Source organism: Gottfriedia sp. NPDC057948, from assembly GCF_042887255.1.
Classification (GTDB): Bacteria; Bacillota; Bacilli; order Bacillales; family Bacillaceae_G; genus Gottfriedia.
In genome coordinates this window covers 13,646-39,845 of record NZ_JBHVPN010000016.1, presented here as the reverse complement: position 1 = coordinate 39,845, position 26,200 = coordinate 13,646, and the positions used below count along the sequence as shown (strand labels likewise).

Annotated in this window: 27 protein-coding genes and 1 pseudogene; 17 read left to right on the top strand and 11 right to left on the bottom strand. The window is 32.8% G+C overall.

Annotated features, from left to right (window positions below):
• The 6 genes and pseudogenes from ACFVRR_RS19245 to ACFVRR_RS19220 form a co-directional block, all read left to right on the top strand.
• A pseudogene (locus tag ACFVRR_RS19245) lies at positions 1-561 on the top strand (hypothetical protein); the annotation flags it as partial.
• A gap of 105 nt (positions 562-666) precedes the next feature.
• Entirely contained in the window at positions 667-1,623 is a 957-nt protein-coding gene (gene glsA / locus ACFVRR_RS19240; protein WP_387331804.1) for a glutaminase A, read from the top strand.
• A gap of 553 nt (positions 1,624-2,176) precedes the next feature.
• Positions 2,177-2,926, top strand: a complete 750-nt coding sequence (locus tag ACFVRR_RS19235) for a sulfite exporter TauE/SafE family protein (protein ID WP_387331802.1) — start codon at positions 2,177-2,179, stop codon at positions 2,924-2,926.
• 107 nt (positions 2,927-3,033) lie between these two features.
• Positions 3,034-3,525 carry a DinB family protein gene (locus tag ACFVRR_RS19230; protein WP_387331800.1) on the top strand — a complete coding sequence of 164 codons (492 nt, stop codon included), beginning with the start codon at positions 3,034-3,036 and terminating at the stop codon, positions 3,523-3,525.
• An 11-nt stretch (positions 3,526-3,536) separates the two neighbouring features.
• Positions 3,537-4,013, top strand: a complete 477-nt coding sequence (locus tag ACFVRR_RS19225) for a GNAT family N-acetyltransferase (RefSeq protein WP_387331798.1) — start codon at positions 3,537-3,539, stop codon at positions 4,011-4,013.
• A gap of 16 nt (positions 4,014-4,029) precedes the next feature.
• Entirely contained in the window at positions 4,030-4,512 is a 483-nt protein-coding gene (locus ACFVRR_RS19220; protein WP_387331796.1) for a methylated-DNA--[protein]-cysteine S-methyltransferase, read from the top strand.
• A 70-nt stretch (positions 4,513-4,582) separates the two neighbouring features.
• Here the strand turns inward: ACFVRR_RS19220 and ACFVRR_RS19215 are convergent, their stop codons facing one another.
• The 4 genes from ACFVRR_RS19215 to ACFVRR_RS19200 all read right to left on the bottom strand — a co-directional run bounded on the left by ACFVRR_RS19215 (position 4,583) and on the right by ACFVRR_RS19200 (position 10,856).
• Positions 4,583-5,734, bottom strand: coding sequence for an AI-2E family transporter (locus ACFVRR_RS19215; RefSeq protein ID WP_387331794.1), 1,152 nt, complete (start codon positions 5,732-5,734; stop codon positions 4,583-4,585).
• Positions 5,735-5,920: 186 nt separating this feature from the next.
• Positions 5,921-7,843 carry an LTA synthase family protein gene (locus ACFVRR_RS19210; protein WP_387331792.1) on the bottom strand — a complete coding sequence of 641 codons (1,923 nt, stop codon included), beginning with the start codon at positions 7,841-7,843 and terminating at the stop codon, positions 5,921-5,923.
• 222 nt (positions 7,844-8,065) lie between these two features.
• Positions 8,066-9,943: a vWA domain-containing protein gene (locus tag ACFVRR_RS19205; RefSeq protein ID WP_387331790.1), complete on the bottom strand. Its 1,878-nt coding sequence runs from the start codon at positions 9,941-9,943 to the stop codon at positions 8,066-8,068.
• Positions 9,944-9,962: 19 nt separating this feature from the next.
• Entirely contained in the window at positions 9,963-10,856 is an 894-nt protein-coding gene (locus ACFVRR_RS19200; RefSeq protein WP_097978307.1) for an ATP-binding protein, read from the bottom strand.
• 385 nt (positions 10,857-11,241) lie between these two features.
• Between ACFVRR_RS19200 and pflB the strand changes: the two genes are divergently transcribed.
• The 3 genes from pflB to ACFVRR_RS19185 all read left to right on the top strand — a co-directional run bounded on the left by pflB (position 11,242) and on the right by ACFVRR_RS19185 (position 14,795).
• A complete protein-coding gene (pflB, locus tag ACFVRR_RS19195) occupies positions 11,242-13,467 on the top strand; it encodes a formate C-acetyltransferase (RefSeq protein WP_387331787.1) in 2,226 nt (741 codons plus the stop codon).
• A gap of 95 nt (positions 13,468-13,562) precedes the next feature.
• Positions 13,563-14,312 carry a pyruvate formate-lyase-activating protein gene (pflA, locus tag ACFVRR_RS19190; RefSeq protein WP_387331785.1) on the top strand — a complete coding sequence of 250 codons (750 nt, stop codon included), beginning with the start codon at positions 13,563-13,565 and terminating at the stop codon, positions 14,310-14,312.
• 303 nt (positions 14,313-14,615) lie between these two features.
• Entirely contained in the window at positions 14,616-14,795 is a 180-nt protein-coding gene (locus tag ACFVRR_RS19185) for a hypothetical protein (protein ID WP_387331783.1), read from the top strand.
• A 107-nt stretch (positions 14,796-14,902) separates the two neighbouring features.
• Here the strand turns inward: ACFVRR_RS19185 and ACFVRR_RS19180 are convergent, their stop codons facing one another.
• The 4 genes from ACFVRR_RS19180 to ACFVRR_RS19165 all read right to left on the bottom strand — a co-directional run bounded on the left by ACFVRR_RS19180 (position 14,903) and on the right by ACFVRR_RS19165 (position 18,021).
• Positions 14,903-15,028, bottom strand: a complete 126-nt coding sequence (locus ACFVRR_RS19180) for a YfhE family protein (RefSeq protein ID WP_069035250.1) — start codon at positions 15,026-15,028, stop codon at positions 14,903-14,905.
• 68 nt (positions 15,029-15,096) lie between these two features.
• A complete protein-coding gene (locus ACFVRR_RS19175; protein ID WP_025671591.1) occupies positions 15,097-15,657 on the bottom strand; it encodes a GNAT family N-acetyltransferase in 561 nt (186 codons plus the stop codon).
• Between the two features lie 318 nt (positions 15,658-15,975).
• Entirely contained in the window at positions 15,976-17,106 is a 1,131-nt protein-coding gene (locus ACFVRR_RS19170) for an amidohydrolase (protein ID WP_387331781.1), read from the bottom strand.
• Between the two features lie 18 nt (positions 17,107-17,124).
• The gene (locus ACFVRR_RS19165; RefSeq protein WP_387331779.1) at positions 17,125-18,021 is read right to left on the bottom strand and encodes a TIGR01777 family oxidoreductase; all 897 of its coding nucleotides are present in this window, start codon (positions 18,019-18,021) and stop codon (positions 17,125-17,127) included.
• A gap of 79 nt (positions 18,022-18,100) precedes the next feature.
• Here ACFVRR_RS19165 and recX point away from each other — a divergent pair, with 79 nt between their 5' ends.
• Together recX and ACFVRR_RS19155 are read left to right on the top strand one after the other, a co-directional pair.
• On the top strand, positions 18,101-18,919 hold the full coding sequence (recX, locus tag ACFVRR_RS19160; RefSeq protein ID WP_387331777.1) for a recombination regulator RecX: 819 nt from the start codon (positions 18,101-18,103) through the stop codon (positions 18,917-18,919).
• A 144-nt stretch (positions 18,920-19,063) separates the two neighbouring features.
• On the top strand, positions 19,064-19,387 hold the full coding sequence (locus ACFVRR_RS19155; protein WP_069035247.1) for a YfhH family protein: 324 nt from the start codon (positions 19,064-19,066) through the stop codon (positions 19,385-19,387).
• A 17-nt stretch (positions 19,388-19,404) separates the two neighbouring features.
• Here ACFVRR_RS19155 and sspK read toward each other — a convergent pair whose 3' ends face one another.
• Complete coding sequence (gene sspK, locus ACFVRR_RS19150) at positions 19,405-19,560, bottom strand: small acid-soluble spore protein K (protein ID WP_088014817.1); 156 nt, start codon at positions 19,558-19,560, stop codon at positions 19,405-19,407.
• Between the two features lie 120 nt (positions 19,561-19,680).
• Between sspK and ACFVRR_RS19145 the strand changes: the two genes are divergently transcribed.
• Positions 19,681-19,959 (top strand): YfhJ family protein, encoded by a 279-nt coding sequence (locus tag ACFVRR_RS19145; RefSeq protein WP_097978302.1) that lies wholly within the window; start codon positions 19,681-19,683, stop codon positions 19,957-19,959.
• Positions 19,960-20,007: 48 nt separating this feature from the next.
• Here ACFVRR_RS19145 and ACFVRR_RS19140 read toward each other — a convergent pair whose 3' ends face one another.
• Complete coding sequence (locus ACFVRR_RS19140; protein ID WP_387331774.1) at positions 20,008-20,985, bottom strand: metal-dependent hydrolase; 978 nt, start codon at positions 20,983-20,985, stop codon at positions 20,008-20,010.
• An 86-nt stretch (positions 20,986-21,071) separates the two neighbouring features.
• Here ACFVRR_RS19140 and mutY point away from each other — a divergent pair, with 86 nt between their 5' ends.
• Positions 21,072-22,169 carry an A/G-specific adenine glycosylase gene (mutY, locus tag ACFVRR_RS19135; RefSeq protein ID WP_387331772.1) on the top strand — a complete coding sequence of 366 codons (1,098 nt, stop codon included), beginning with the start codon at positions 21,072-21,074 and terminating at the stop codon, positions 22,167-22,169.
• 53 nt (positions 22,170-22,222) lie between these two features.
• Here mutY and ACFVRR_RS19130 read toward each other — a convergent pair whose 3' ends face one another.
• The gene (locus ACFVRR_RS19130) at positions 22,223-22,447 is read right to left on the bottom strand and encodes a hypothetical protein (RefSeq protein WP_056468341.1); all 225 of its coding nucleotides are present in this window, start codon (positions 22,445-22,447) and stop codon (positions 22,223-22,225) included.
• 129 nt (positions 22,448-22,576) lie between these two features.
• Between ACFVRR_RS19130 and ACFVRR_RS19125 the strand changes: the two genes are divergently transcribed.
• The 4 genes from ACFVRR_RS19125 (at position 22,577) to ACFVRR_RS19110 (ending at position 25,956) form a co-directional block, all read left to right on the top strand.
• The gene (locus tag ACFVRR_RS19125; RefSeq protein ID WP_387331770.1) at positions 22,577-22,876 is read left to right on the top strand and encodes a gamma-type small acid-soluble spore protein; all 300 of its coding nucleotides are present in this window, start codon (positions 22,577-22,579) and stop codon (positions 22,874-22,876) included.
• 304 nt (positions 22,877-23,180) lie between these two features.
• Positions 23,181-23,438, top strand: coding sequence for a YgaB family protein (locus ACFVRR_RS19120; RefSeq protein ID WP_025671838.1), 258 nt, complete (start codon positions 23,181-23,183; stop codon positions 23,436-23,438).
• A gap of 130 nt (positions 23,439-23,568) precedes the next feature.
• A complete protein-coding gene (gene ntdP / locus ACFVRR_RS19115) occupies positions 23,569-24,099 on the top strand; it encodes a nucleoside tri-diphosphate phosphatase (protein ID WP_097978298.1) in 531 nt (176 codons plus the stop codon).
• Positions 24,100-24,195: 96 nt separating this feature from the next.
• Positions 24,196-25,956: an ABC transporter ATP-binding protein gene (locus ACFVRR_RS19110; RefSeq protein WP_387331767.1), complete on the top strand. Its 1,761-nt coding sequence runs from the start codon at positions 24,196-24,198 to the stop codon at positions 25,954-25,956.
• Positions 25,957-26,200 lie beyond the last annotated feature (244 nt).

Here is a 26,200-nt window from a genome sequence, read left to right as displayed (position 1 = left end):
ACGGGTAATGCAGGTAGAGCAGAAAGAACAGGTAATGCAGGCAGAGCAGAAAGAACGGGTAATGCAGGCAGAGCAGAAAGAACGGGTAATGCAGGCAGAGCAGAAAGAACGGGTAATGCAGGCAGAGCAGAAAGAACGGGTAATGCAGGTAGAGCGGAAAGAACGGGTAATGCAGGCAGAGCGGAGAGAACAGGAAATGCAGGCAGAACCGATAGATTAGGAAATGCAGGCAGAGCGGAGAGAACAGGAAATGCAGGCAGAACCGATAGATTAGGAAATGCAGGCAGAGCGGATAGATCAGGAAATGCAGGCAGAGCAGAAAGAACGGGAAATGCCGGTAGAGTAGAAAGAACAGGAAATGCAGGCAGAGCAGAAAGAACGGGAAATGCCGGTAGAGTAGAAAGAACAGGAAATGCAGGCAGAGCAGAGAGAACGGGAAGTGCAAGTAGAGCAGATAAATCAAGAAATGCAGGTAGAGCGGAAAGAACAAGAAATACGGGAAATTCAAGAAGTACAGGGAAATCAAGAAATGAGGGCAAGTCTGGTAGGAGAAGTAGATAAGAAAAACGTGAAGAATAGGTAGGGATTTAATTGTTGTAGGCGTACTCATATAAAGTGATTTTGAGAATGTCTTTTCCCTTAAAAATGAAATGAACAGGTGATTTTATGACGCAGAATGGATTTCGAGAGGAAAAAGAAGTTCACCATATAGAGGAATTGAAAGTCCTTATTGAAGAGGCAAAGGAGTTTATTCAGTATGGAAAAGTAGCCAATTATATTCCTGCCCTTGCAAAGGCAAATAAAAAAGATTTATCGTTGGCTGTGTTTTTGCCTGATGGACGACATTTTGAAGCTGGTAATACGAGCATTCGTTTTACTTTGCAAAGTATTTCGAAGGTAATTTCGCTAGCTTTAGTTTTAATGGATCGTGGAGAAGATTACGTATTTGAGCGAGTAGGGATGGAGCCTACTGGTGATCCGTTTAACTCAATTGCAAAATTAGAAGTTAGGTCTGCTGGAAAGCCGTTAAATCCAATGATTAATGCGGGGGCTTTGGCAGTTACAAGTATGATTAAAGGTCATAGTATAAAAGATCGCTTTCAACGACTTTTGAACTTTATGAGGGTTTTAACAGATAATAAAGAGCTTTCTTATTCGAAAGAAGTTGCTATATCTGAATTTGAAACAGCGCACTTGAACAGATCGCTTTGTTACTTTATGAAAGAGCATGGAATTATTACTGAAGATGTTGAATTGCTATTAGATTTATATACAAAACAATGTTCAATCGAAGTAAACTGTTTAGAAATGGCGAGAATTGGACTTATTTTCGCGCTTGATGGTTGGGATCCAATTTCTAAAACGCAGCTTATACCTGAAAAAATAGCAAAGATTTGTAACACTTTTATGGTTACTTGTGGGATGTATAATGCATCGGGTGAATTTGCGATTAAAGTTGGAATTCCTGCTAAAAGTGGTGTTTCTGGCGGTGTTTTGGGTGCGGTGCCTCGCCGATTTGGAATTGGTGTTTATGGACCGTCACTTGATGAAAAAGGAAATAGTGTAGCCGGTATAAAATTATTTGAGTTACTGGCTTCACGATATAATTTGAGTATTTTTTAATATAGAGGGCTGTCCATATGTCAGGTTACTTGACGGGGGCAAGCCCTTTTTATGTTGAAGTGGAGGTATCTCGTCAGTGTTATTCATTTGAGAGGGATTTTACTGCTACTCATTATAGTAAATTAGCAAATTTTTTTCGTTTATTATCCGACTAGAGAAAACATAGAGCAATTTTGCTATTATACCAGTTGAAATAGGCTACATTAGCACAATTCGTACGTTTTAGTACCTGTACCACTATAGGTATATTTCTGATTTAATTGCAGTTTTTGGGATTTTAATATTTTTAATTGCGATTCTCGAATTTTAATTGCAGTTCTGCCATTTTTAATTGCGATTTTCGAAATTTAATTGCAGTAAGTCGATTATTTGCACCAATTCTTCAGTTAATTGCAGTACGTCGTTATTTGCACCAAAAGTCCCGCACCTACTTTAATTTCTCTCCTTAGTCCTGCTATTCCATAATCATCCACAAATAATAAGGTCTTTAGTTTCCCTTTTTTAGAATATTTTGTGTATAGTAAGGATAGACGCGAAAAAGGGAGATAGGAAAATGGACTCACTATTATTACTTTTTATTTTAGGAATCGGTGCAGCAGTAGTTGGAACATTAGCAGGTGGTGGAGGATTAATAACACTCCCGATGATGATTTTTCTTGGCATTCCTATTCAAACGGGTATTGCCACAAATAAGTTTGCTTCAGGTTTGGGGTCGTTTAGTAGTATCCTTTATACAATTAAAAAGAAAGATTTTAAGGCCTCAGTCATTTTTCAATTTATATTCGTTTCGTTTATTGGTGGGGGAATTGGTGCATTTGTAACGAGTATGTTAGATGAACATGTAATGAATATCGTGGCATTAGTTTTATTAACTGGTTCATTATGGTTAACGTTTGCAAGTAAAAAGTGGAACTATGAAACTACGAATAAAAGTTGTGTTGAAAAGCAAACTTTGTTAGATAGGGGTATCTTAACGGGGATTGGTGTTTATGACGGGGGCTTCGGTCCAGGCTCTTCAACATTTGCAATCTTGTATTTTATTAAAAAAGGATTTACTTATGTTAATGCGGTTCAGTTGGCTAGAGTATTAAATTTTGGGAGTTGTTTATCAGCATTTATCATATTTTATATGACAGGGCACTTCCAATGGAAAATTGCTGTGACGATGGCTGCTGCTTCAATTGTTGGTAATCAAGTAGGGTTAAGATTTGCTGAATTTGTTCCAATGAAGCTAGCCAGAATTCTATTAATTTCAGTTTCTGTTTTATTAATTGTTCAAGTAAGTTTAAAGTTATTTGTATAAACAAAAGGGTCTGTAGGTATATACAGGCCTTTATTTTTTTACTTAAAGGTAATTTTTACCTCTTAGTAGAATAGCTTAATTAATCAAAATTGTAAGAGGTGACTGTAGTGAATCTGAAGGAATATCAATGGGTAAAAGAAAATCGTGAGGCATTGTTAAATTTTTGTGGCGAATTAAAGCCAGAGGATTTTACTCGTAAATTAGACGGGTTTGGTTTCCAAAGTGTTAGAGAAACTTTACTACATATGGCAGAATGTTATATTGCATGGATTGGATCTTTTATATTATTGAAAACGAAAAAGCCAATTACTCCGAAGGAAAACGTTGTAAATCTTAGTCTTGATGATATTAAATCAAGATTTGATCAAGCTGATTTATTCGTGAGTGAATTATTGGATATGACAGTTGACTGTTTGAACAAATCAATTGTTAGAAAGATTCCATGGAGAGAGCATAATGAAGAAATATCTATCACACCGATGAAATTGCTAGTACATACGATCACACATGAATATCATCATAAAGGACAAATTGTCGCGATGGCTCGACAGATGGGTTATATTCCACCTAATACCGATGTTTTAGGTACAGAGGATTAAGGTGGGATAAAATGAATTTGAGGTTGGCAGAAAAAAAAGATATTGAGCAGTTAATTAAGATGAGATGGGACTTTACTTTAGAAGATTACGAGACGGGAAGAATTAAAGAGAGCAAATACAATGACTTTTACAGTGAATGTCGTGATTTCTTACTAAATGCAATAAACAGTAAACAATGGTACATATGGGTTGCTGAAATAGAAGGTACAATTGTTTCCCATATTTATATTGAACTTATTCAAAAAGTACCCCGACCTGGTAGAGTGACTAAACCTTTTGCTTTCATGACGAATGTATATACATTAAAGGATTATCGAGGGAAGGGGATTGGAGGGAAATTAATCTCCCAAGTTAATAAATGGGTAGGCGAAATGAACTTCGAATTTGTTATTGTTTGGCCAAGCGAGCAAGGTGTTAATTTTTATAAGCGAAACGGTTATAATCAATGTATTGAAGCAATGGAGTATTTTCCAAATTTAGATAAATAATCTAGGAGAATGATTTATGAATCAATTAGATACAGCTTATATAGACACTCCGTTAGGTACATTAAGGATCGTTGGGAATGAAAAAGGAGTAGCATTTATTGATTTTGTTAAAGAAGAGAATGACGAAATTCAAAAAATAGTACCACCCTCTTTGAAGAATGCAGGAAATGAATTGATTGAATATTTCAGTGGATATAGGAAGGAATTTAGTATTCAATCAATTGCAAAAGGAACTCCTTTTCAGGAAAGTGTGTGGCGGGAACTAGTTAAAATTAAATATGGAGAAACTGCTTCATATGCAGATATTGCTAATCGTATAGGGAACCCGAAGGCAGTAAGAGCTGTTGCGAATGCAAATGCAAGAAATCCATTAAGTATCATCGTTCCATGCCATCGCATTATTGGGTCAAATGGTAAGCTAACAGGCTATGCTGGTGGACTGTGGAGGAAAGAATGGCTCCTAAATAGAGAGCAGGGAAGAGAGACGTTTAAATTGTAAAAAGAAAGAGCAGGAATAAAGGAAGTGATAAGAGTGAATATCACTCCAGCTTCATTATTCTTGCTCTTATTTATTCTTTTGGCTCGTTATCGTTGTTAATGTTTATTTCGATATTTGTTTCAATATCGTCATCAATAATCTTATCCGCGAATTTCGCTTTTTTCCTTAAATTGATGATTCTAGTTATATTAACAATCACTACTTTACATATTGCGTATGTTGGCACAGCTAAAACCATACCAAGTACACCTGCAAAGTTACCAGCGAATAATAATAATAGAATAATCGTTAAAGGATGAATATTTAACTTTTTCCCCATGATATATGGTGAGATTAAGTTGGAATCAATTTGTTGAACAATTAAAATGATCAGTACAACGAATAAAGCTAATTTAGGAGAAATTAGAAAAGCAACGATCACTGCAGGAGCTCCACCAATAAACGGGCCAAAGTAAGGGATAATATTTGTAATAGCAGCTACTAACGCTAAAATTAAGGCATTAGGTATTCCGATAATACTATATCCAATAAATGTTCCAATTCCAACAAAAATACAAACAATCGTTTGACCTTGAATGTAAGAAGCCAATGTTTCGCTTGTTTCATTTGCAATATGAATTGCTTCATTCCTTAAGCTTTGTGGTAAAAAACGAGACATCGCAGCTGGAAATTTATGACCATCTTTAAACATATAAAACAGTATAAATGGAGCTGTTAATATGATTAACGTTACATTACTTAAAATATTGAAAAATGCACCAATTCCACCAGTTATGCCACCGATAAATACTAGGGCATAGTCTGCAACTTTCTTTTCTAAATCTTTAATTTCAACGTAATTTTGACTTCCTAACCATTTCTCTAATAGGCCAATCTTATTTGTTGCTTCATTTACAATTGTTGGCATATTATTTACCAAATCTTTAAATTGTTGAGTTAAGGTTGGGAATACATTAATGATAGATACAACAGCAATTAGGATTAATCCGAGATAGAGAAGAAGAATGCCTATCGAGCGGGGCACTTTTTTTCGCTCTAAAAAATCAACTATTGGTGCAAATAGGAAATATAGAAAGATTGAGACAAGTATTGGCGCAAATAAAGTACTAATTAAAATAGCAATTGGTTGAAATAAGAATGATATTTTTGTTCCAACGAATAAGACTAAGAATAATAATAGTAGTTCGATCGTCCAAAATAATAACTTAGAGTTTTTATACAATTAATATCCTCCCACTATATTTTAATTAAAAAACTATGTATAAATACCATATTATAACAAAAAGAGATGCTTGTAAAAGCATCTCTCGGTGTATAGATAAAATACTATAAAATTGATTTTCATATTCAGACTGTTGACAAACTAAAAATTTAATAACTAGACTGTGAGGTTCTTTTGAAGTACACATTACTGATTTGGGTCAGTTATTGTTTGCATTGTACCTGTTTTATGCTTGTTGCCACTGTAGAAACGGAATAAATCACCGTAAACAATATTATCTGAAAGTGTTAGCTCTTTTTTGGCTTTATCAATTAGTAGTTTCGCTTCTTGATCAGGAACTTCTACTTTTTCAGCAGTTAATCGATTATAAAATTCATTAGAGCCAGCTACATAATAATATTTACTTGTAACGAAGCTGCCATCACGGAAAACAATGAATTCCGAATAATCTGGGCTAAATAGATCTTTACCAAATTCAATATCTGTTTTTGTATCAACGCCTAACAGATGAAGAATGGTAGGTTTTACATCAATTTGACCAGCAACCTTTGAGATCGTTTGACCTTGTTTTTGCTTAGGTAAATGAATAATAAATGGCGTACGTTGTAAATCCATATGGTCATATGGAGTAATTTCGTCTTTACCTAAGAACTGAGCCATTGCACGATTATGGTTTTCAGAAATACCATAATGATCACCATACATAACAAGAATTGTATTATCATATAGACCTGATTTTTTCAGACCTTCAACAAAGTGTTTAATTGATTCATCCATATATCGTACTGTTGTTACATAACGATCAAGTGTCTCGTCACCAGAATTATATTGATCAATGTATTGATCTTGTGGATCAAGTACGAAAGGATAGTGGTTTGATAAAGTTAAGAATCTAGTATAAAACGGTTGTTTCACTTGTGATAAAAGAGGAAGTGATTGTTTAAAGAAATCTTCATCCTTTAATCCCCAGTTTACAGAGTTTTCATCGGTAATATTATAATCTACTTCATTAAAGTAGCGATCGTAGCCTAAAGAAGGGTACATTACATTTCGATTCCAGAAGCTTTTATTATTTGCATGGAAAACAGCTGAATAGTAGCCTTGATCTTTTAAAATTTCAGGAGTAGCCATATATTCGTTATTTGCATGTGTAAAATAGACAGCACCGCGGTCTAATGGATATAAAGAGTTATCAATAATGAACTCAGCATCAGATGTTTTTCCTTGACCAGTTTGGTGATAGAAGTGGTCAAAATAATAACTTTCTTTAATGTATTTATTTAAAAATGGAGTTATTTCTTTACCATTAACCTTTGCGCCAATTGTGAAATTTTGCATTGATTCTAAAGAAATAACAATAACATTTTTACCTTTATATTTACCGAAAAGCTTCGCATTTGCTTTTGCGCCGTTACTATTTACATAGTTTTCAATTTCAGTTAATTTACTGCTATCTGCAAAGGCCTTTTGTGTTGAAGTCTTTGTTTGAAGTGATAAATCATAACCTTGGTAAACATATAATCCAAGATTTTTTACTAGCATTTCACGATCAAACGAACGAGTAAGCAATTCAGGTCTTTCCATTTCAGCTAAACCTAAGTTTAAAACTGCAATTGCAATCGTTATTAAATAGTAAGTTGACTTCATAAATGAAGGTACACGACCAGTGTTTGAAAATTTAGGAAATTTCTTTGAGATCAAATATAGGATAAGAATATCAATAAACATAAATAGAATTTTAAAGCTTGCTAGTTCTTTTACACTTGATCCTAAATCACCCATATTACTAGTTTGGAACAGCACTGGTAATGTTATGAAGTCGTTAAAGAATCCGTAAAATAAAACGTTTCCACATAAAAGCAAGGTTAAAATGAAATTAATCAATAGCGCGATCGTATTCCGTTTGTTCCCTTTGAAAAAAAGTGCGATCCCTACAAGGAATAATGAGGATGCCAAAGGGCTAATAAATAATATTACATTTTGAAAGACTGTATCAATTTTTAAATCGAATCCAAACAGAGTAACAATATACGTTTTTAGCCAAACTACTAACGCAACCAGTAATACGAATCGTACACGTGAAAATGTTGCTTTAATTGAAGTAGGCATAGTCCTAATCCCCCTTAAATACAAAACAAACTAGCGGTTATTCACTAGCTTTTCTTTAAATATGCATCTCTCTAAGTCGTCAAAATTTATCGTACTCCGTTTAATTTTAAAAATCAATAGGAAATACGATTTGGTTATGTAAATCTGTTCGACAAAATTTATAAAATAAAAAGAAATAGGCTACTAGTAAGCCTATTTCTTTTCATTTTATGGACAACTATCTTATTCTATGCTTCTTAATAATAATTTTTTTAACATTGGTTTTAGTTGAAGTCTTAAATCTTCTGCATTTGAGGCGATTAAGTAATGGTGCTGATAAATATTTTTCATTAATTGTGAAGTTTCTTCTTGATGTTCTTCTTCCTCAATGAATGTGCCGATTACCTCTATTCCAAGTTTTCTAGCTTGTTTAACTGCTTCATGTGTATCGATAATCCCATCCTGGAAATAATCTAATGCTGAAGGTTCGCCATCTGTAAACACGAGCAAAAATTTATGCTTTTCCGAACGTTTAGCGAGTTCTTCTGAAACAATTCGAATCATTAAGCCGTCACGATTATCCTCTTCTTCTTGAAGTTGCATAATGTTTGGACCTACTGAAGGCGATAAAGAGCTTGAAAACGGAATGACTTGATGTAAAATATTTGGTTTGTCTTCTTTTGTTGCATTTGAAGCATCCTCCCAAAAGCCACTAATACTATGAGAGATTTTTAATTGTTTTAATGTTTCATGGAATAAAATGACGCTTTTTTTCACTTCATCCATTTTATTAAACATTGATCCAGAGCAATCAACTAATAAGTAGAAAACGGCATCTAATTCTTTCGATTCAGTTTGTTTTTTATAAAACATTTTTGGATTTTCTTCTGTGAAAAGTCGAATCCATTTTTTATTTAACCTGCCATAGTATTTATCAGTAGGTGCATTTTGTTTATTTTCTAATGATTTTTCAATCGTTTTTCTTAGTTCTTTAACATCTTTAGATACCATTGAAGACAGTGTAGAATACTGTTTCTTTTCGGAAACTGTTTGCCCAATTGCTTCTTTATATTTAATAGAAACATTACTATTGTATTTACCAAAAGGATTTTGCTGTGAAGAGGATGAATTCGTAGCCTCATATGAATCAGTTTGTTTTGACTTTTTATTTTCCCCTTGTTTGGAGGAACCAAATGCATTTGCAATTGCCTGATCGCCGGCCTCTTCTTCACGTGCAAAGTTTGCTTTAATAGAAGTTTTTGTACCACTTTCAACTTCAAATCGTAAAAAATTATCATCTGTTTCATTATTTTTGCTTTCTCTATGCCAGGTTGATAATCTTTCGTCTTCGCTATTTCTTTCATCAAGACCCTCTTGCTGGTCGTCATTTTGAAGCTCTTTTACTTTACTATTACATGAAGCTAATTCGTTAATTTTATTTAACGGTAAATAGCCAAAATATGTGTGAATCATATCTTCCTTATACAGAGAGAGTAGTCTCTGCTGCACTCTAAATACAATGGAAGAAACATCACTTGTTTTCTTAGCTTCAAACGCTTGGAAGAGGATTGGTAAAATATCCTCGAGTTGTTCATTCGTTTGATAAGTTAATTGAGTAGAAGTAAGTGAAAGATAAATTAAACAAAACAATTGATCTAATTGAAAATTACGCATTTCATTTGCTTTAAATTGTGATTGGAAATAATGTCTATATATTCTTTTTCTCGTAGAAAATAATTGTCTTGTACCTGGTCTTTGATGAATAATTAACTCTTCAAGTCGGATATCCTCAAGAAGGACAAACAATTGTGTGAGAAAACTTTTTAAATGAGTTTCCTGTAATTCCTTTAGTGTATCTTTGAATTCACTAAAATCTGAGTAATGTTTATTACCTAAAGCTTTTAAGTATACATCTGATTTCAAACCTTGTAACTGTGTATTATACTCTTGTGTTTCCCAAAAATGACTTACAGTAAATTTTTGTTCTTCATCGTCGTAATACGCCTGAAAATCAAATTCTAAAAATGAACTTCGATCTTTCGAAAGAGAAATCGATAAATTTTCCATTTGAAGAAAAGTGGAAGCGTCGATTTTTTTATTGTTAAAAATGATTTGTTTCATATGTTAATCATCACTCATTTCAAGAAAGAAAATAACTTTCAGCTAGTTCTCTAACAGTCTCACGCTCAATGTCATCACTTAATTTAGCGATAATTGTGCGTTCAATTGCTCGAAGTACTGGTATATGAACAGATAAATCACATGCGTCAAGAACACCGCGAATACTTGCTGCATCTTCACTAATTCTGCCTTCACTTGCTAATGGGATTAAATCACTTGAAAAGCTTGTGAATTTCTTTAGTAGGTCTTCATCTTTTAGTTCAGATTCATCTTTTAATAACTGAAGTAATGATTCCCCGTTAATGTATGGAACATCTATAATAATGAAGCGATTTTTTAAAGCTTCATTTAATTCGCTTGTTCCTACATATCCTTCATTTATTGCGGCGATTACCCTAAAGTTTTCGTCACCTTTAACTACTTCTTGAGTAAATGGATTTGTAATCATTTTTCGATAATCAAGTGCACCATGTAGTAATGGTAATGTTTCTGGTTTAGCCATGTTAATTTCATCGATGTATAAAATATGACCTTTTTTCATTGCTTTCATTAAAGGTCCATCGATGAATACTACTTCAGATCCGTTCGAATTAGAAGCAATTGTGTTGTATCCAACAATACCTTCTAAATCTAAATCAACTGAACAGTTTATGCTATGCATCGGTTGATAAAGCAATTTTGAAAGAGTCTCAGCTAAAACCGTTTTACCACTTCCTGTTGGTCCTTTTAATAATATATTTTTACCAAGAAGAAGGGCAGTAATAGCATCTTCTAAAATCGTTGTGTCTTGAGAAACATATTGTTTTGTTCCGATTAATAATTGCTCTTCTTTTAGAACTTTTTGAATTTGTTCATTATATATTAAATTTAATTTTTCATTAATCGAATTAGAAAGATTTAGTTTTGTATTCATAATTACTCCTTTAAAGAAACATTGTTCAATTTGAGATTATTCATTTTTGTATTAACCATTGTATTATCGTATATCCGGATTGTGAATGTCTTGTCCACTTTTTTAGTGAATTTGCTAATACAGTAACTATCTTTTGAGTATAACAGTTTGTTGTTTAACTGGAAAGTTTTCAGAGTGAATTACTATATATATGAAGCAACTGTAATTTAGTGGAAAGAATTAGTTGTTTATATGAGTTAACTTCTTAATTACTTTGTTCAATATTTCACAATATGTTCATAATATAAGTGAAAGTTTCAGTTCATCGTGTGATAAATTAAATACGTAATCTGTTATATACTTAATTAACTTTCTGTATTATATGCAGAAGAGGAGGAGTAATACGATGGAACAATGGAGACAATTTGAAACTGGACGATGGGAAAAATCGATTGATGTAAGAAACTTTATTCAAAAAAATGTTAAATCTTATGTTGGGGATGAATCTTTTCTTGTTGGGCCAACAGATGCAACTAGCAAGCTTTGGGATATAGTACTTAAATTATCTAAAGAAGAACGCCAAAAGGGCGGAGTTTTAGATATGGATACGAAAATCGTATCTACAATCACTTCACATGAACCTGGTTACTTAGAGAAAGAATTAGAGCAAATTGTTGGATTCCAAACGGATAAACCTTTTAAACGATCATTACAACCATATGGTGGGATTCGAATGGCTGAGGCAGCATGTGAATCCTATGGATATAAAGTTGACGAAGAAATAAGCAAAATATTTTCAGAATACCGAAAAACACATAATCAAGGCGTATTTGATGCTTATACACCAGAAATGAAAGCAGCAAGACGTTCAGGTGTTATTACAGGTCTACCTGATGCATATGGTCGTGGAAGAATTATAGGTGACTATAGAAGAGTAGCATTATATGGTGTAGATCGACTGATTAAAGATAAAATTGATACATTAAATAAAATGACAAGTGTTATGTCAGAAGAAGTAATACGAGATCGTGAAGAACTAAATGAACAAATCCGAGCATTAAATGAATTAAAACAAATGGCTGCAAAACATGGATTTGATATTGCTGGACCTGCAACAAATGCAAAAGAAGCTTTCCAATGGTTATATTTTGGCTATTTAGCAGCAATAAAAGAGCAAAATGGAGCAGCAATGAGCTTAGGCCGAGTATCGACATTTTTAGATATATATATTGAACGCGATCTTGAAGAAAATACTTTAACTGAACAAGAGGCTCAAGAATTAGTCGATCATTTTGTAATGAAACTACGATTAGTTATGTTTGCTCGTACACCTGATTATAATGAATTATTTTCTGGTGATCCTACATGGGTAACTGAATCAATCGGTGGAATTGGAATAGATGGTCGTCCACTTGTAACGAAAAACTCGTTCCGCTTTTTAAATACATTAGATAACTTAGGGCCGGCTCCAGAACCTAACTTAACAGTACTTTGGTCAGCGAAATTACCAGTCGGATTTAAGCAATATTGCGCTAAAATGTCAATTAAAACTAGCTCAATACAATATGAAAATGATGATATCATGCGTCCGGAATATGGTGATGATTATGGTATTGCATGTTGCGTTTCTGCTATGACAATCGGTAAACAAATGCAATTCTTTGGTGCACGTGCAAATCTAGCTAAAGCATTGTTATATGCAATTAATGGTGGTAAAGATGAAAAGTCGAAAGCACAAGTAGCACCTATGTATGCTCCGATTACATCAGAGTATCTTGACTATGAAGAAGTAAAAGTTAAGTTTGATGTTTTATTAGATTGGTTAGCAGGCTTATACGTTAATACATTAAATTGTATTCACTATATGCATGATAAATATAGCTATGAACGAATTGAAATGGCACTACATGATGCAAATATAAAACGTACAATGGCAACAGGTATCGCTGGCTTGTCAGTTTGTGCTGATTCATTATCTGCTATTAAACATGCAAAAGTTAAAACAATTCGAGATGAGAATGGTATTGTCGTTGATTTCGAAATTGAAGGAGAGTATCCAAAATACGGAAACAACGATGATCTTGTTGATGACATTGCTGTTGAACTTGTTGAAAGCTTTATGGCTAAAGTAAGAAAGCATAAAACATATCGTAATTCAATTCATACCACATCAGTTCTAACGATTACGTCAAATGTTGTATATGGTAAAAAGACAGGTAATACACCAGACGGAAGAAAAGCAGGTGAGCCATTTGCCCCTGGTGCTAACCCATTACACGGACGCGATACAAACGGAGCGTTAGCATCATTAAGTTCTGTAGCAAAATTACCTTATGAAGATGCACAAGATGGAATTTCAAATACTTTCTCAATCGTTCCTAAAGCATTAGGTAAAGATGAGAGCACACAAAAATTAAACTTAGTAGCTATGTTAGATGGTTATACAGAAAAGGGTGGACATCACTTAAACGTAAATGTATTCAATCGAGAAACATTAATGGATGCGATGGAACATCCTGAAGAATATCCACAATTAACGATTAGAGTCTCGGGTTATGCAGTTAACTTCATAAAACTAACTAGGGAACAACAAATTGACGTAATAAATAGAACTTTCCACGGTTCTATGTAAAAATCCCTGTAATTCATGCCTAGTGAGGGAAATGCTTCACTAGGCTTTAATGTTTTTACTAAATTAGGAAAAAAATAGTTAAGAGGTGAATGACAATGGTTTCAGGGAATATACATTCAATTGAAACTTGTGGAACTGTCGATGGACCAGGTCTTAGATATGTAATCTTTACTCAAGGATGTTTATTAAGATGTCAATATTGTCATAACGCAGATACGTGGAAAATTGGAGCAGGTAAAGAAATGTCAGTTGATCAAGTAATAAAGGATATCAAGACCTATATCCCATTTATGAGATCATCTGGAGGTGGCGTTACGGTTAGTGGTGGAGAACCATTATTACAATTAGACTTTCTATTAGAACTGTTTAAATCTTGTAGAAAAAATGGGATTCATACAACGATTGATACATCTGGTGGATGTTTCATTACTGATCCAAACTTTCTATTAAAATTAGACAAAGTATTAGAATACACTGATTTAGTTTTATTAGATTTAAAGCATTTTGATGAAAAAAAACATATAAAACTTACGGGAAAATCAAATGAGCAGATTAAATGCTTTGCTAAATACTTGGACAATAGAAATATCCCGGTATGGATTAGACATGTCTTAGTTCCTGGAATCACCGACTCTGAAGATGATCTAATAAAACTAGGTGGCTTTATAAAGACTTTAAGTAACGTGGAAAAAGTAGAAATTTTACCATATCATCAATTAGGAGTTTATAAATGGGAAGCATTAGGATTAAAATATCCTTTAAAAGATATTCAACCACCATCAAATGAAAGTGTAAATCATGCTTATCAACTATTAACTCAAATGAAAGAATTACAAACTTGTTAATAAAACTAATTACTTTGAACTGTCCTTTAAATGTTAGTAGGCGTCTAACATTTAAAGGACAGTTTATTTTACACTTTAAGTATAAATTGGCAAGAAGGAAGTTAATTCGACGTGGTAGCCAATTTTAGGAATAAAGTATAAGGGCAACTAAACCTCTGTCTTCGCCTTAAGGCTTGCCAATCGGCAAGTTTTCTTTATAAGCTTTTTAAGATTATTTAGACGATTGACTAAAATAAATTTGAGGTTAGTGAATATAATGAAAAATAGTCATTTTTAGTTTCTTATTTTAAAGGGTGAATTTTAATGAAGGAGTTTCGATTTTCTTGGTATGTTTTACTAGATGATCAGAATGGAATCGAAGGGGGATCTTTTGTTCGAGGAGAAAAAATTGAAGATGAAATGCATCGAATAAAGGAAAAACTTAGTAAGGAATATTATGTTAGACCGTCCTCGGTTTATATTTTTGAATCAAGTGAAATTTAAATAAGATATTGTAAATTTTGCAAGATGGTTATACGGAGAATTACTGGTTATAAAGTTATTCTAGAAAAACAAAAAAAGGCTTCCTAAGAAAGCCTTTTTGAATAAAATTATTTGCCTATGCCATTAAAATTAGTATAACCTGCAGCACGATCAGCTCTTTTAAATTCTTTTGCATATAATACTTCTTGAGTAGAACTTAAATTACGTCTCGTTTTATCTTTTCGTTTATCCACAAAAAACACCTCGCTAAGTTATAAAATCCTTAGTAAGTCTCTCCATTTTTTGTGGCTGATATACTTAATTATGCTTCTTTTAAATGTGTAACTTCATGTTGTTGGTAATCTTCACGCATTGTATGCAATAAATAATTGTCTTTAGTAATTTCAAATAGATCGTAAATTTCTTCATTTTGATTTATTTCATCATATAGACATTTACGTGATTCATTTGCTAATGATGCGTATGGTAGTTTACTTGCAGCATAAAAAGAGCGTTTATTCACTTTACGAATACGCATAAAAATAGAGTTGATTCCTAAATCGTGAAATAACTCATGGAAGAAAGCGTCTTTTGCTGGTTTATTATAACCCATTCCGTGAAAAGGTTTGCCTAACCAGGTTCCTAAAAAGCCATATCCATCTTCAATATCATGTAAAGAAATGTTACCAATAGGGTTACCCCACTCATCTAAGATTGTTCTTGATATCATTTTTCCTTGTTCTTCTAGTTCGATTGCTTGTTTTGTGATAAATAAGAATTCTTCGTACGAATTTGCTTTATGGCGCACAAAGGGAAAGACATCAGGATGCACCATAAGTTCAAAAAGTACAGAACAATCTTGTAAATCTCGCTGTTTCAGCATTCTCTACTCCTCCTCATAATAAGGGTAGCGAAAGAAGGTTACGCCACCCGCGAAATTTTTGTGAGGACTAAACAATAAAATTTAAAGTCCTGTGAAGTGCATTAATTATGAATAAATTATGAATAATTTTTTAATGCACCCTAAAATTTCGGGGTGGGAATCGAACCCACTAGGACCAGCGATTTACTGGTGGCTCACCATTTGCCTTTCCCGTTAAAATACTATATAAGAAAAGTGTTTTCACACTTTCTATTTAATTTACCGCAAACGTTCTTACTATACTATAATAAACGATTTTGTTCAAATTGCAAACTAAAATTATTCGATATTTTTATACACAATTCTACCATCTATGACAGTGAGTAATGGTTTAGCCATATAATGAAACGGATGATGGGACCATAATACTACATCACCGTCTTTACCAATTTCTAAGCTACCAATTCTATGAGATAAATTAAGATTTTTTGCTGGATTAATCGTAATTGCTTTTAAAGCTTCGAGCTCAGGTAAACCTTCTCGAACTGCTATAGCTGCACATACATTTAAATACTGAATTGGCGTATAAGGGTGGTCAGTTGTAATTGAAACACTTACCCCAATATCAGCAAGAGCTTTGTATGTAGTCCAGGATTTATTTTTTAATTCGATTTTTGAACGTCTAGTTAATGTAGGACCAACAGATACTTGAAGGTTTCGATCCCTTAAATGGTCAATAATTAAATGACCTTCTGTACAATGTTCAATTCGTATATCTAAGTTAAATTCTTCGCCAAAACGTATAGCTGATAAAATATCATCTGCACGATGAGCATGAATTCGTACTGGAATTTCTCTATTTAAAGCTTTAATAATTGGTAAAATTCGAAAGTCATCTGGGTTATGCGAGTTTTTAGCTTCATAGAATGCTTCACGAAGCATTCCCATAATACCCATTCTAGTAATTGATTCTTTATTCCCGTTACTATGAGTTCTTTTTGGATTTTCACCAAAAGCGATTTTCAATCCAGACGGCTCTTGAATAATCATTTTATCTATACTTTTACCATATGTTTTAATTGTACAAGTTGTTCCACCAATTACATTTCCACTACCAGGCATAATATGAGCTGTTGTAATTCCATGTTGGATTGCATCAGTAAAAGCAACATCAAGGGGCAATATTCCATCCATTGATCGAATATGTGGAGTCAATACTTCAATTGTTTCATTCGCATCATTTCCAGCCCAACCAGTTCCTTCGTCATATAGTCCTAAGTGAGTGTGTACATCAATAAAACCTGGAAATAGTGGTTTTCCTGCACATTCTATGACAATTGTTTGATCTTCAATCGAAAAAATCTCAGGTGCAATTTCTTTAATTTTCCCATTTTCAATTAACAAATCATGGTTATATAAAACTTGAGATGTAATGGGAAAAATGGTTGCATTTTTAAATAATAGATTCATGATAAATCCTTTCAAAAACTAATTTAAAGTTAACAGTAAAGCTTCTTTTAAAGTTGGGAATTGAAAGTTATAATTAGTTTGAATGGCTTTAGAAGGCATAACTTTTTGACCTTCTAAAACTAGCATACTCATTTCACCTAGTAATAATTGAAGGGCAAAATTAGGAACTTTCAATAGATTTGGTCGATGTAAAGCTGCTGAAAGGGATCTGCTAAACTCGTTCATTGTTACTGGATTAGGTGACACTAAATTGATTGGCCCTCTAATTTCGGTATTTTTTATCGAATGAAGAATTAGTCCAACAACATCCTTCTCATGAATCCAAGATATCCACTGGGTACCTTTTCCGATAGGACCACCAATAAACAATTTATAAGGCAAAATCATTTTTGGAAGGGCTCCACCGTTTAACCCTAAAACAAGACCAAATCTAGCGAGAATAGTCCGAATTCCCAGTTCCTCAGCTTTTCTGGCAACAGCTTCCCATTCACTTACAGTTGATGCTAAAAAATCATTTGAAATAGGCTTGTCATCTTCATTAAAAGTTATAGATCCCGAGGTTCCATAAAACCCGATTGCGCTAGCATTAATAAAAAGGTTTGGACGATGGGCTTGTCTTTCAAACCAAGTAATTAGAATATTTGTAGATTTTATACGACTTTGTAAAATTTTGTCTTTTAATTGTTTAGTCCACCTACCGCTGTTTATTGATTCACCGGCTAAGTTAATGACTACATCAATGGACTCCCCAAAAGAATTCGAGGTTAATTGATCCCAATTAATATAAGTAATAAATGGATTAGATGATGTTCTAATATTTCTTGTGACAATATAACATTGAAATTCATGTCGAATAAATTCATTTATTAATTGAGATCCAATAAACCCTGTACCGCCTGTAAGAAGAATCTTCATCCACGCATCTCCTTAATACATAATATGATATTATTATTTTTATGTGTACATAAAAACAAAATTTATTTTGAGGTAAATTATGTCTATAATAACGAAAATTCAAGTTCAAAAATTAAATAAAGAACGATTTAATATTTACACAGATAGTGGGAATGGTGAAGAGTATTCATTTAGTGTAGATGCTGATACTCTTGTTAAATTTAACATAAAAAAAGGTCAATCATTTGAGCCATTTGAACTAGAAGAGATATTAAATGCCGATCAACTTAGAAAGGCATATCTTTCTAGCATTGTTTATTTATCTAGAATGATGAGAACAAAAAAAGAAATAGAACAATATTTAACAAAGCAAGAATTCTTAATTGATACAATACAAACTACAATTATCCGACTTGTAGAAGAAGGTTATATTAATGAAGAAAAATACGCTGAAAGTTATGTCCGTACGTCTATTAATACGACATTGAAAGGACCAACAATCATTAAGAATGAATTAATAGCAAAAGGTATTAACAATTCTGTAATAGAGAAATGCTTAATTTTATTTTCAAAAGATAAACAAATTCAACATGCTATTTCACTCTGTCAAAAAAAGGTTTCTGCACTTTCAAAGTACTCAACAAATCAAAAAAAGGCAAAGCTTGAAGAACTATTGAGAAGAAAAGGATATTCTGCAAACATCACTTCGATTGCAATTGAAGAAACACAATATGAAAGTGAAGAAGATGATGAATTACAAGCTCTATTAATACATGCTAGAAAAGCGAAAAAAAAATATGAAAAATTAAGTGGCTGGGAATATAATCAAAAAATGAAAACAGTATTATTTCGAAAAGGTTTCCCAATTGATTTAATTGAAAAAGCAATTTTAATTTTAGAAGAGGAAGACCTAAATTAATTGGTTGAACTATATAAGAGTTATAAACATTTGATTTTCAGACTGATTGCGAGCTCTTGTCAATCGTCTGAAGCTAAATTAATTGGTTGTGTGTTATTAGCTTGATATAATAAAAATATCTAAATGATTTAGAGGAGACTAAAAATGGAAATTCCAAAACGATATAGTGATTTAACGAAAGATGAATTAGTTCAAGAAATCAGCAATTTGAATCATCAAGCTAGAAAAGCTGAACAAATGGATATGATCAATGAACTTGAAGTAATACTTCGTAAAAAAACGATGGCTCAATCATATTTATTAGACGCAAGTCAATTTATTCCTGGCGAGCAATATGAATTAATTGAGGAACCTGGAGTATTATTTATGATCACATATATGAATGGCATTTTTGCTTGGGGTCATAAAAGCACTAGTGAAGAAGAAATAGGAATCCCAATCGCATTATTAAAGAAACCAGGGATGTAAAACCCCTGGTCAAATTTCTATTCATCTCGATTACTTTTTGCCATACGATCTTGTGGATTTGTATTAATGCTCCCATTTGGACGTTTAGAAGCATTTTGTGATTTGTAATCTATATTACCATCAATAGCCATATCATGCTTTTGTTTTGAAAAACGTTCACTTTTTGTTGTCATCTTATAAATCCCTCCTAGTGATTAAAACTAATTGATGAAATGAACCATCATCAATATGATGACCATTTTGAATTCAGATATGATGATAATAAATGTTTAAAAATTGGAAGGTGTAATTATATGGAGAAATATTTAGAGCAATTAACTGAGCTTTTACTAAAAGAAAATAGTCATTTAACATACTCACAAGCAAAAATTTGGGTTGAATGGTTATGGGAAGATTTTGAAGCAACTTATGCTAAAGCTGGAGAATATCATGGAGAACAAATGTCTAAAAAGGTTGTTCAACAATTTATTTTCCAATATGGAAAATATTTGCATGAAACAGATATAAAAATTGCAAAGCCACCAGGTTTAGAAATGATAGAAACGAAAGAAAAGGATAATCTTCTTCATTAATTAAATAACCCTTAGCAAAAAAATGCTAAGGGTTATTTTTTGGTTTTTTTAAGATTCAACTTTTAGTTTTTTCTGTAATTTTTTCTCGCTAAAAATCCAGCCTGTGAATGAACTGATAATATTATGTTCGTAGTCGAATTTGACTACTGCGACAAATGGGTAGTAAGTTTCGGTCCTGTACCTTAAATCGATTAGTCTTAATTCTTTATGGTCGTCATGTCCAATCAATTCCCAAATATAAACTGGTGAAAATGCCAGGAATGATTTAACGTTTTCATCCTTAAAGGCTGCTTTTACGTCTTCAATTACTGGTAACGGGATTCTTTTAAATACGTCGTGGATTTTAAAGATTCTTTTCTTTATTTTGCCAACGTAATGATGAGAATCTGTACTTGCTACAATATGATAATGAGTGTATTTTATAGAAGGTGAAACATAGACACGTTTTACATCTGGTAATTTTTTTGTGACTGTCTGAATCACGATTTGTTTTTGTCGATATCTAAACGCATAGTAAAAAATCATAATGAAATAAAGCATGACACAAATCGGACCGGCTCTAAAATGAAAAATAACAAATGGAACTCCAACTAAATGGATTGCAAAAATAATTGGATCGAAAGTATTTATGATGCCAAAAGCAATCCAGCGTTTTGAAAAAGGCCTTAGTGCTTGAGTTCCGTAGGCATTAAATAAATCAACGAATACATGTACACTTACTGCCAGGAAAGACCAGAGTAAATAGAGTCCAAAGTGTTCTCTATTGTTAAATAATGTCATAAGGGCAGAAAGTGATAATGTCCATAAAATGACTGCTGGAATTGAATGCGTAATCCCACGATGATGTTTTAAATATTTTGCGTTATTTCTTAATTTTAATATCGTGTCACTGTCTGGTAATTGTGATCCGATGATTGTTGTTAATAAGAGTGAGTTTGTCAAATGTGGTTCATGTAGGACAATTGGACTCAGGGTTGCTAATCCGCCAAGTGTAAATCCCATTACAAGATGAGTACCAGTATCCATTTAGTTCCTCCCTTTACTTACCCTTTTAATTTTTATAGTATTGACTATTAACAAAAACATATAGACGTTAGAGAAAGGTATAAGTTATGAATAATGATTTAAATACGACATTAGAAGTTTTCCCCAAAAATGACTTTAAAAATAATTTAGTTAATTGGTTTTTAGCAGAACAAAGAGATTTACCTTGGAGAAAGAATAAAGACCCATATCGAGTATGGGTTTCAGAAATAATGCTTCAGCAAACACGTGTGGATACAGTAATCCCTTTTTATAATAAGTTTATGCAAAATTTCCCTACGATTGCTGACTTGGCTAATGCCGAGGAAGAAAAAGTACTAAAAGCATGGGAAGGACTGGGGTATTATTCCAGAGCTAGAAATTTGCAAACGGCTGTCCGTGAAGTCCATGAAGAGTATTCAGGTAAAGTACCAGATACGCCAGAATTAATAAGTAAATTAAAAGGTGTTGGACCCTATACTGCTGGAGCGATTCTTAGTATCGCATACGGTAAACCAGAGCCAGCGGTTGATGGGAATGTAATGAGGGTATTATCTAGAATATTAACAATTTGGGAAGATATTGGTGTACCTAAAAACCGGAAAATATTTGAACAAGCTGTAAGAGCTTTAATTAGTCATAAAGATCCGTCTGCATTTAATCAAGGTTTAATGGAGCTTGGAGCATTAATCTGTACACCAACAAATCCTGCGTGTTTACTTTGCCCTGTGAGAGAACAATGTTTAGCTTTTGAAACTGGTGTTGTGACTGAGTTACCGATAAAAAGTAAAAAGAAAGCACCAAAACCAGTTAATTTAGCAGTTGGTGTCATTAAGAATAAAAATAATCAATACTTAATTCAACAAAGACCTTCTAGTGGATTACTTGCTAATATGTGGGAGTTTCCAACTGCTGAATTACAATCAACGTTGTTATCTAAAAGTGATACACTTAGCTTTTTCTTAAATCAAGAATCTCAATTAGTAGTCGAAGGATTATCTTATCAATTTAATATTGAGCATGTTTTTTCACATCTTGTATGGAAAATGGAAGTATATGTTGGAGAAGCGATAAATGAAGGTAGTTTATCAAGTAATCAGAAATGGGTAACATTAGATGAGTGTAAAGAGCTTCCGTTTCCGGTAGTGCATCAAAAAATTTATCAGCAAATCGAAAAGCTTCAGTAATGAAACAAAAAACCCCAACAAAGAGTTGGGGTTTTTGTGCTTTAAGAGTCCCTTCAGTCAATAGTAGGGCGAGTACCACTAGTCCAGTCTGCTTCATTTCTATGAAGACCACCGCGTGATTCAATTTCTTTTATTATTTCTTTTTGCATTGTGCTACCTTCAATATTTAAATAACCAGTAATTTGCTGAAATGAATGATGATAGTATTCCAATTCACTATCTTTCCACTGAGTTTTTGGAGTCATTGATAATTCTGAAAGATCTCTGCCAACGTACATAATAAGCCTCCTTATAATTTCTTCTCATAGTTTTCCACTCAAATGGTTCAATAAACAAAAAAAAAAGTAAAGTTTTTTACATATTACTCCGACTAATGGACATCATATTATTCGTGGAGGTGATAAATCATGAACAACAACAATCAATTCAATGCTGGAAAAACAGCATCTGGAACTAACATTGGCAAAGTAAAACAACAAAACCAAAGTTTTGGACAAGAGTTTTCAAGTGAAACTGATGTTCAAGCAGTTAAACAAGCAAATGCTCAGTCTACTCAAAAAGCTGCTTCTAAAAACTTTGGACAACAAAACCAAAGTTTTGGACAAGAGTTTGCAAGTGAAACTGATGTTCAAGCTGTAAGAGAAGCAAATGCAAAATCTGCACAAAGATCTTCTTCTGGCAACTTTGGACAACAAAACCAACAATAATTACCTAAAAGAAAATTACTAGAAGTGCGCTGTTGATGAGGAGATCGTAAGTATAGTCTTACTTTCTATATTCATCTTCCTGTCTGATGAGAGATCATGCAGTCTAGTTGTTATAAAGAACGTTCAAAAAGAGCACCCTTATGTTAAGGGTGCTCTTTTACCTACGAGTAATTTATGTCCAACATTTAAATCCACATAGAATGATTAATTTCTTCTCAATAGTCAAATATCGTCAAATGTAGTCAAAGGGATTATGTTAGTTTTCAAGAAATAGTGTAATAATGAAATAAGGATGGTGAATGGTATGCAAGTATTCGATGAATTGGTAAGTCGTCAGCTTGAAACAATGGATCAGTTAATAAAGATTCAAGAAGAAATTGAACGATGTCAAGAAATTGAAAACCAACTATTTGAATTAGAGGATTTGTCAAAATTATCTTCTATCCAAGATGAAATACATATAATGAGATCTGAATTAAAAGCTATCCAAGACACCTTTTTAATCCAAACACAGCAAATTATTAAATCTTTCTCAGATGAGAGGAAAATTGCATTAAAATAAAAAAACAATGGGGCATTTTACCAAATTAACCTCCCTTTTGTTTAAAAATGGATAAGAACTAGTTATAATAGAAGTGTAAAGTATAAATAAAGTGTTGAAATGCGTCCACACTAGAAAGAAGGGAGAAACAATGAACGTTCCCAAACCAGGAGAAAAAATACAGATACATAGTTACAAACATAATGGACATATTCATCGTATATGGGAAGAGACAACCATTTTAAAAGGGACGCAGCAGTTAGTAATTGGCGCAAATGATCGCACGCTTGTAACTGAATCGGACGGTAGAACATGGGTTACACGGGAGCCAGCAATTTGTTACTTTGATATGGATTATTGGTTTAATGTCATTGGAATGATTAGAGAAGATGGAGTTTATTATTACTGTAATATTAGCTCACCATTCGTCTATGAAGATGGTGCCATTAAGTATATTGACTATGATCTAGATATTAAAGTTTTTCCAGACATGACTTACGTGCTGTTAGATGAAGATGAATATGAGAATCATCGACAAATAATGAATTATCCTCCTATTATTGACCCAATCTTAAAAAAGAACTTAGGTTATTTAAAGGAATTAATTCATCAACGAAAAGGGCCGTTTGCTTCCGATTTTATTGATAATTGGTATGAACGTTTCTTAATGTATCGTGATTAATCGAAACTGTTGAGCGGAAATAGTCTTTTTTGAGAATTAATATCTCAAAAAGATTGCTCAACAGTTTCTTTTTGAATGATATGAAAGGATGAAAATATGGGAAGTATTAAACGTTATTTAAAATTTGTTAAACCATATCGATTTCATATTTTTTTAACGATTGCCATCGGGATCGTTAAATTTGGAATCCCATTGATATTACCGTTTTTATTAAAATATGTAGTTGATAATATCATTAATTCATCATTACCAATTGCAACTAAAAGTTCACATCTTATTTACATCATGCTAATTGCATTTGGGATTTTTGTTATTGTAAGACCACCTATTGAGTATTTCAGACAGTATTATGCTCAATATATCGGTAGTCGAATTTTATTTGATATTAGAGATCATTTATTTAAACATTTACAAAAACTCAGCTTAAGATATTATGCTAATGCAAAGACAGGTGAAGTCATTTCACGAGTAATAAATGATGTTGAATCTACTAAAGACTTTGTTATTACTGGATTAATGAATGTTTGGTTAGATTTAATTACAATTTTAATCACAGTTACAATCATGTTAACAATGGATGTAAAGTTAACGCTTGTATCATTAATTGTTTTGCCGTTTTATACATTAGCAGTAAAGTACTTTTTCGGTCGACTTCGATTATTGACTCGTCAAAGATCTCAAGCTTTAGCTGTATTACAAGGGTTCTTAACAGAAAGAATTCAGGGGATGCAAGTAACACGCAGTTTTGCATTGGAAGATTATGAAAGCGGACTATTTAAAGAAAAAAATGGTGAGTTTTTAGATCGTGCTCTTAAACATACAGGCTGGAATGCGAGAACATTTACAATTATAAATACATTAACTGATATTGGACCATTATTAATTATCGGATTTTCTGCATATCAAGTTATTCATGGTCACTTAACACTTGGTGAAATGGTAGCATTCGTTGGATATATTGATCGTTTATATGATCCGCTTAGAAGATTAGCGAATTCTTCAACAGCATTAACACAATCGTTTGCATCGATGGATCGTGTCTTTGAATTAATGGATGAAAAGTATGACATCGTTAATCGAGATAATCCAATTTATGCAAAGAAGTTAGATGGTCAAATTCACTTTAATCACGTATCTTTCCAATATAATGCCGTTGATGCAGAGGTCATTCAAGATGTAACTTTTCAAATTGAACCTGGTCAAAAGATTGCATTGGTTGGATCGAGTGGTGGTGGAAAGTCCTCGTTAGTTAGTTTAATACCACGTTTTTATGACGTAACAAAAGGGTCTATTAAAATTGATGGTGTTGACATAAGGGACTTTGATTTAAAAAGTATGCGTGAAAAAATCGGTATCGTTTTACAAGACAATTTTCTATTTAGTGATACTGTAAAATCGAACATTCGTTATGGAAATCCAAGTGCTAGTGAAGAAGAAATTATTGCAGCTGCCAAAGCAGCCAATGCACATGATTTTATCATGAGTTTACCAGATGGATATGACACGCTTGTTGGCGAAAGAGGAGTAAAGCTTTCAGGTGGTCAAAAACAACGTGTAGCAATAGCTCGTGTATTTTTAAGAAATCCTTCTATTCTAATATTTGATGAAGCTACTTCAGCACTTGATTTAGAAAATGAAAGATATATTCAAGACGCGATTCAGGAGCTAGCAAAGAACCGAACAACAATTTTTATTGCACACAGATTATCTACCATTACACATGTAGATAAAATCGTTTATATTGATCAAGGTCATATTGTTGAAATTGGTTCGCATGAAGAATTAATGGCTAAAAAAGAAGCTTACTATCATTTGTTTGAAATTCAAAATTTAGAAACAAGTTCGAGTTCGGTATAGAAGATTAGCACAAAGATATTCTTTGTGCTTTTTTTTATTTGAAGAAGTAAGTAGGGAAATAAACAACGAACTGCAAATAAAATCCGAAAATCGCAAATAAAATTGGCAGAACTGCAAATAAAAATTAAAGAATCTCAAATAAAATCAGCAAAACTGCAATTAAAGTTTCAAAAATCACAAATAAGATAAAAAATTACTTATACGGGTCAGCGTATTCCCAGGGAAGAATGATTCAAAATAGATA

Bases quoted from the DNA above. Each gene is read 5' to 3' on its own strand.
- ACFVRR_RS19205 (WP_387331790.1), bottom strand. From the start codon at position 9,943: ATGAAACAAATCATTTTTAACAATAAAAAAATCGACGCTTCCACTTTT.
- ACFVRR_RS19225 (WP_387331798.1), top strand. From the start codon at position 3,537: ATGAATTTGAGGTTGGCAGAAAAAAAAGATATTGAGCAGTTAATTAAG.
- ACFVRR_RS19120 (WP_025671838.1), top strand. From the start codon at position 23,181: ATGCAAGTATTCGATGAATTGGTAAGTCGTCAGCTTGAAACAATGGAT.
- ACFVRR_RS19130 (WP_056468341.1), bottom strand. From the start codon at position 22,447: ATGTACGTTGGCAGAGATCTTTCAGAATTATCAATGACTCCAAAAACT.
- ACFVRR_RS19220 (WP_387331796.1), top strand. From the start codon at position 4,030: ATGAATCAATTAGATACAGCTTATATAGACACTCCGTTAGGTACATTA.
- ACFVRR_RS19235 (WP_387331802.1), top strand. From the start codon at position 2,177: ATGGACTCACTATTATTACTTTTTATTTTAGGAATCGGTGCAGCAGTA.
- pflA (WP_387331785.1), top strand. From the start codon at position 13,563: ATGGTTTCAGGGAATATACATTCAATTGAAACTTGTGGAACTGTCGAT.
- ACFVRR_RS19165 (WP_387331779.1), bottom strand. From the start codon at position 18,021: ATGAAGATTCTTCTTACAGGCGGTACAGGGTTTATTGGATCTCAATTA.
- pflB (WP_387331787.1), top strand. From the start codon at position 11,242: ATGGAACAATGGAGACAATTTGAAACTGGACGATGGGAAAAATCGATT.
- ACFVRR_RS19170 (WP_387331781.1), bottom strand. From the start codon at position 17,106: ATGAATCTATTATTTAAAAATGCAACCATTTTTCCCATTACATCTCAA.
- recX (WP_387331777.1), top strand. From the start codon at position 18,101: ATGTCTATAATAACGAAAATTCAAGTTCAAAAATTAAATAAAGAACGA.
- mutY (WP_387331772.1), top strand. From the start codon at position 21,072: ATGAATAATGATTTAAATACGACATTAGAAGTTTTCCCCAAAAATGAC.
- ACFVRR_RS19175 (WP_025671591.1), bottom strand. From the start codon at position 15,657: ATGCTGAAACAGCGAGATTTACAAGATTGTTCTGTACTTTTTGAACTT.
- ACFVRR_RS19140 (WP_387331774.1), bottom strand. From the start codon at position 20,985: ATGGATACTGGTACTCATCTTGTAATGGGATTTACACTTGGCGGATTA.
- ACFVRR_RS19145 (WP_097978302.1), top strand. From the start codon at position 19,681: ATGGAGAAATATTTAGAGCAATTAACTGAGCTTTTACTAAAAGAAAAT.
- ACFVRR_RS19200 (WP_097978307.1), bottom strand. From the start codon at position 10,856: ATGAATACAAAACTAAATCTTTCTAATTCGATTAATGAAAAATTAAAT.
- ACFVRR_RS19110 (WP_387331767.1), top strand. From the start codon at position 24,196: ATGGGAAGTATTAAACGTTATTTAAAATTTGTTAAACCATATCGATTT.
- ACFVRR_RS19125 (WP_387331770.1), top strand. From the start codon at position 22,577: ATGAACAACAACAATCAATTCAATGCTGGAAAAACAGCATCTGGAACT.
- ntdP (WP_097978298.1), top strand. From the start codon at position 23,569: ATGAACGTTCCCAAACCAGGAGAAAAAATACAGATACATAGTTACAAA.
- ACFVRR_RS19210 (WP_387331792.1), bottom strand. From the start codon at position 7,843: ATGCCTACTTCAATTAAAGCAACATTTTCACGTGTACGATTCGTATTA.
- sspK (WP_088014817.1), bottom strand. From the start codon at position 19,560: ATGACAACAAAAAGTGAACGTTTTTCAAAACAAAAGCATGATATGGCT.
- ACFVRR_RS19155 (WP_069035247.1), top strand. From the start codon at position 19,064: ATGGAAATTCCAAAACGATATAGTGATTTAACGAAAGATGAATTAGTT.
- ACFVRR_RS19185 (WP_387331783.1), top strand. From the start codon at position 14,616: ATGAAGGAGTTTCGATTTTCTTGGTATGTTTTACTAGATGATCAGAAT.
- glsA (WP_387331804.1), top strand. From the start codon at position 667: ATGACGCAGAATGGATTTCGAGAGGAAAAAGAAGTTCACCATATAGAG.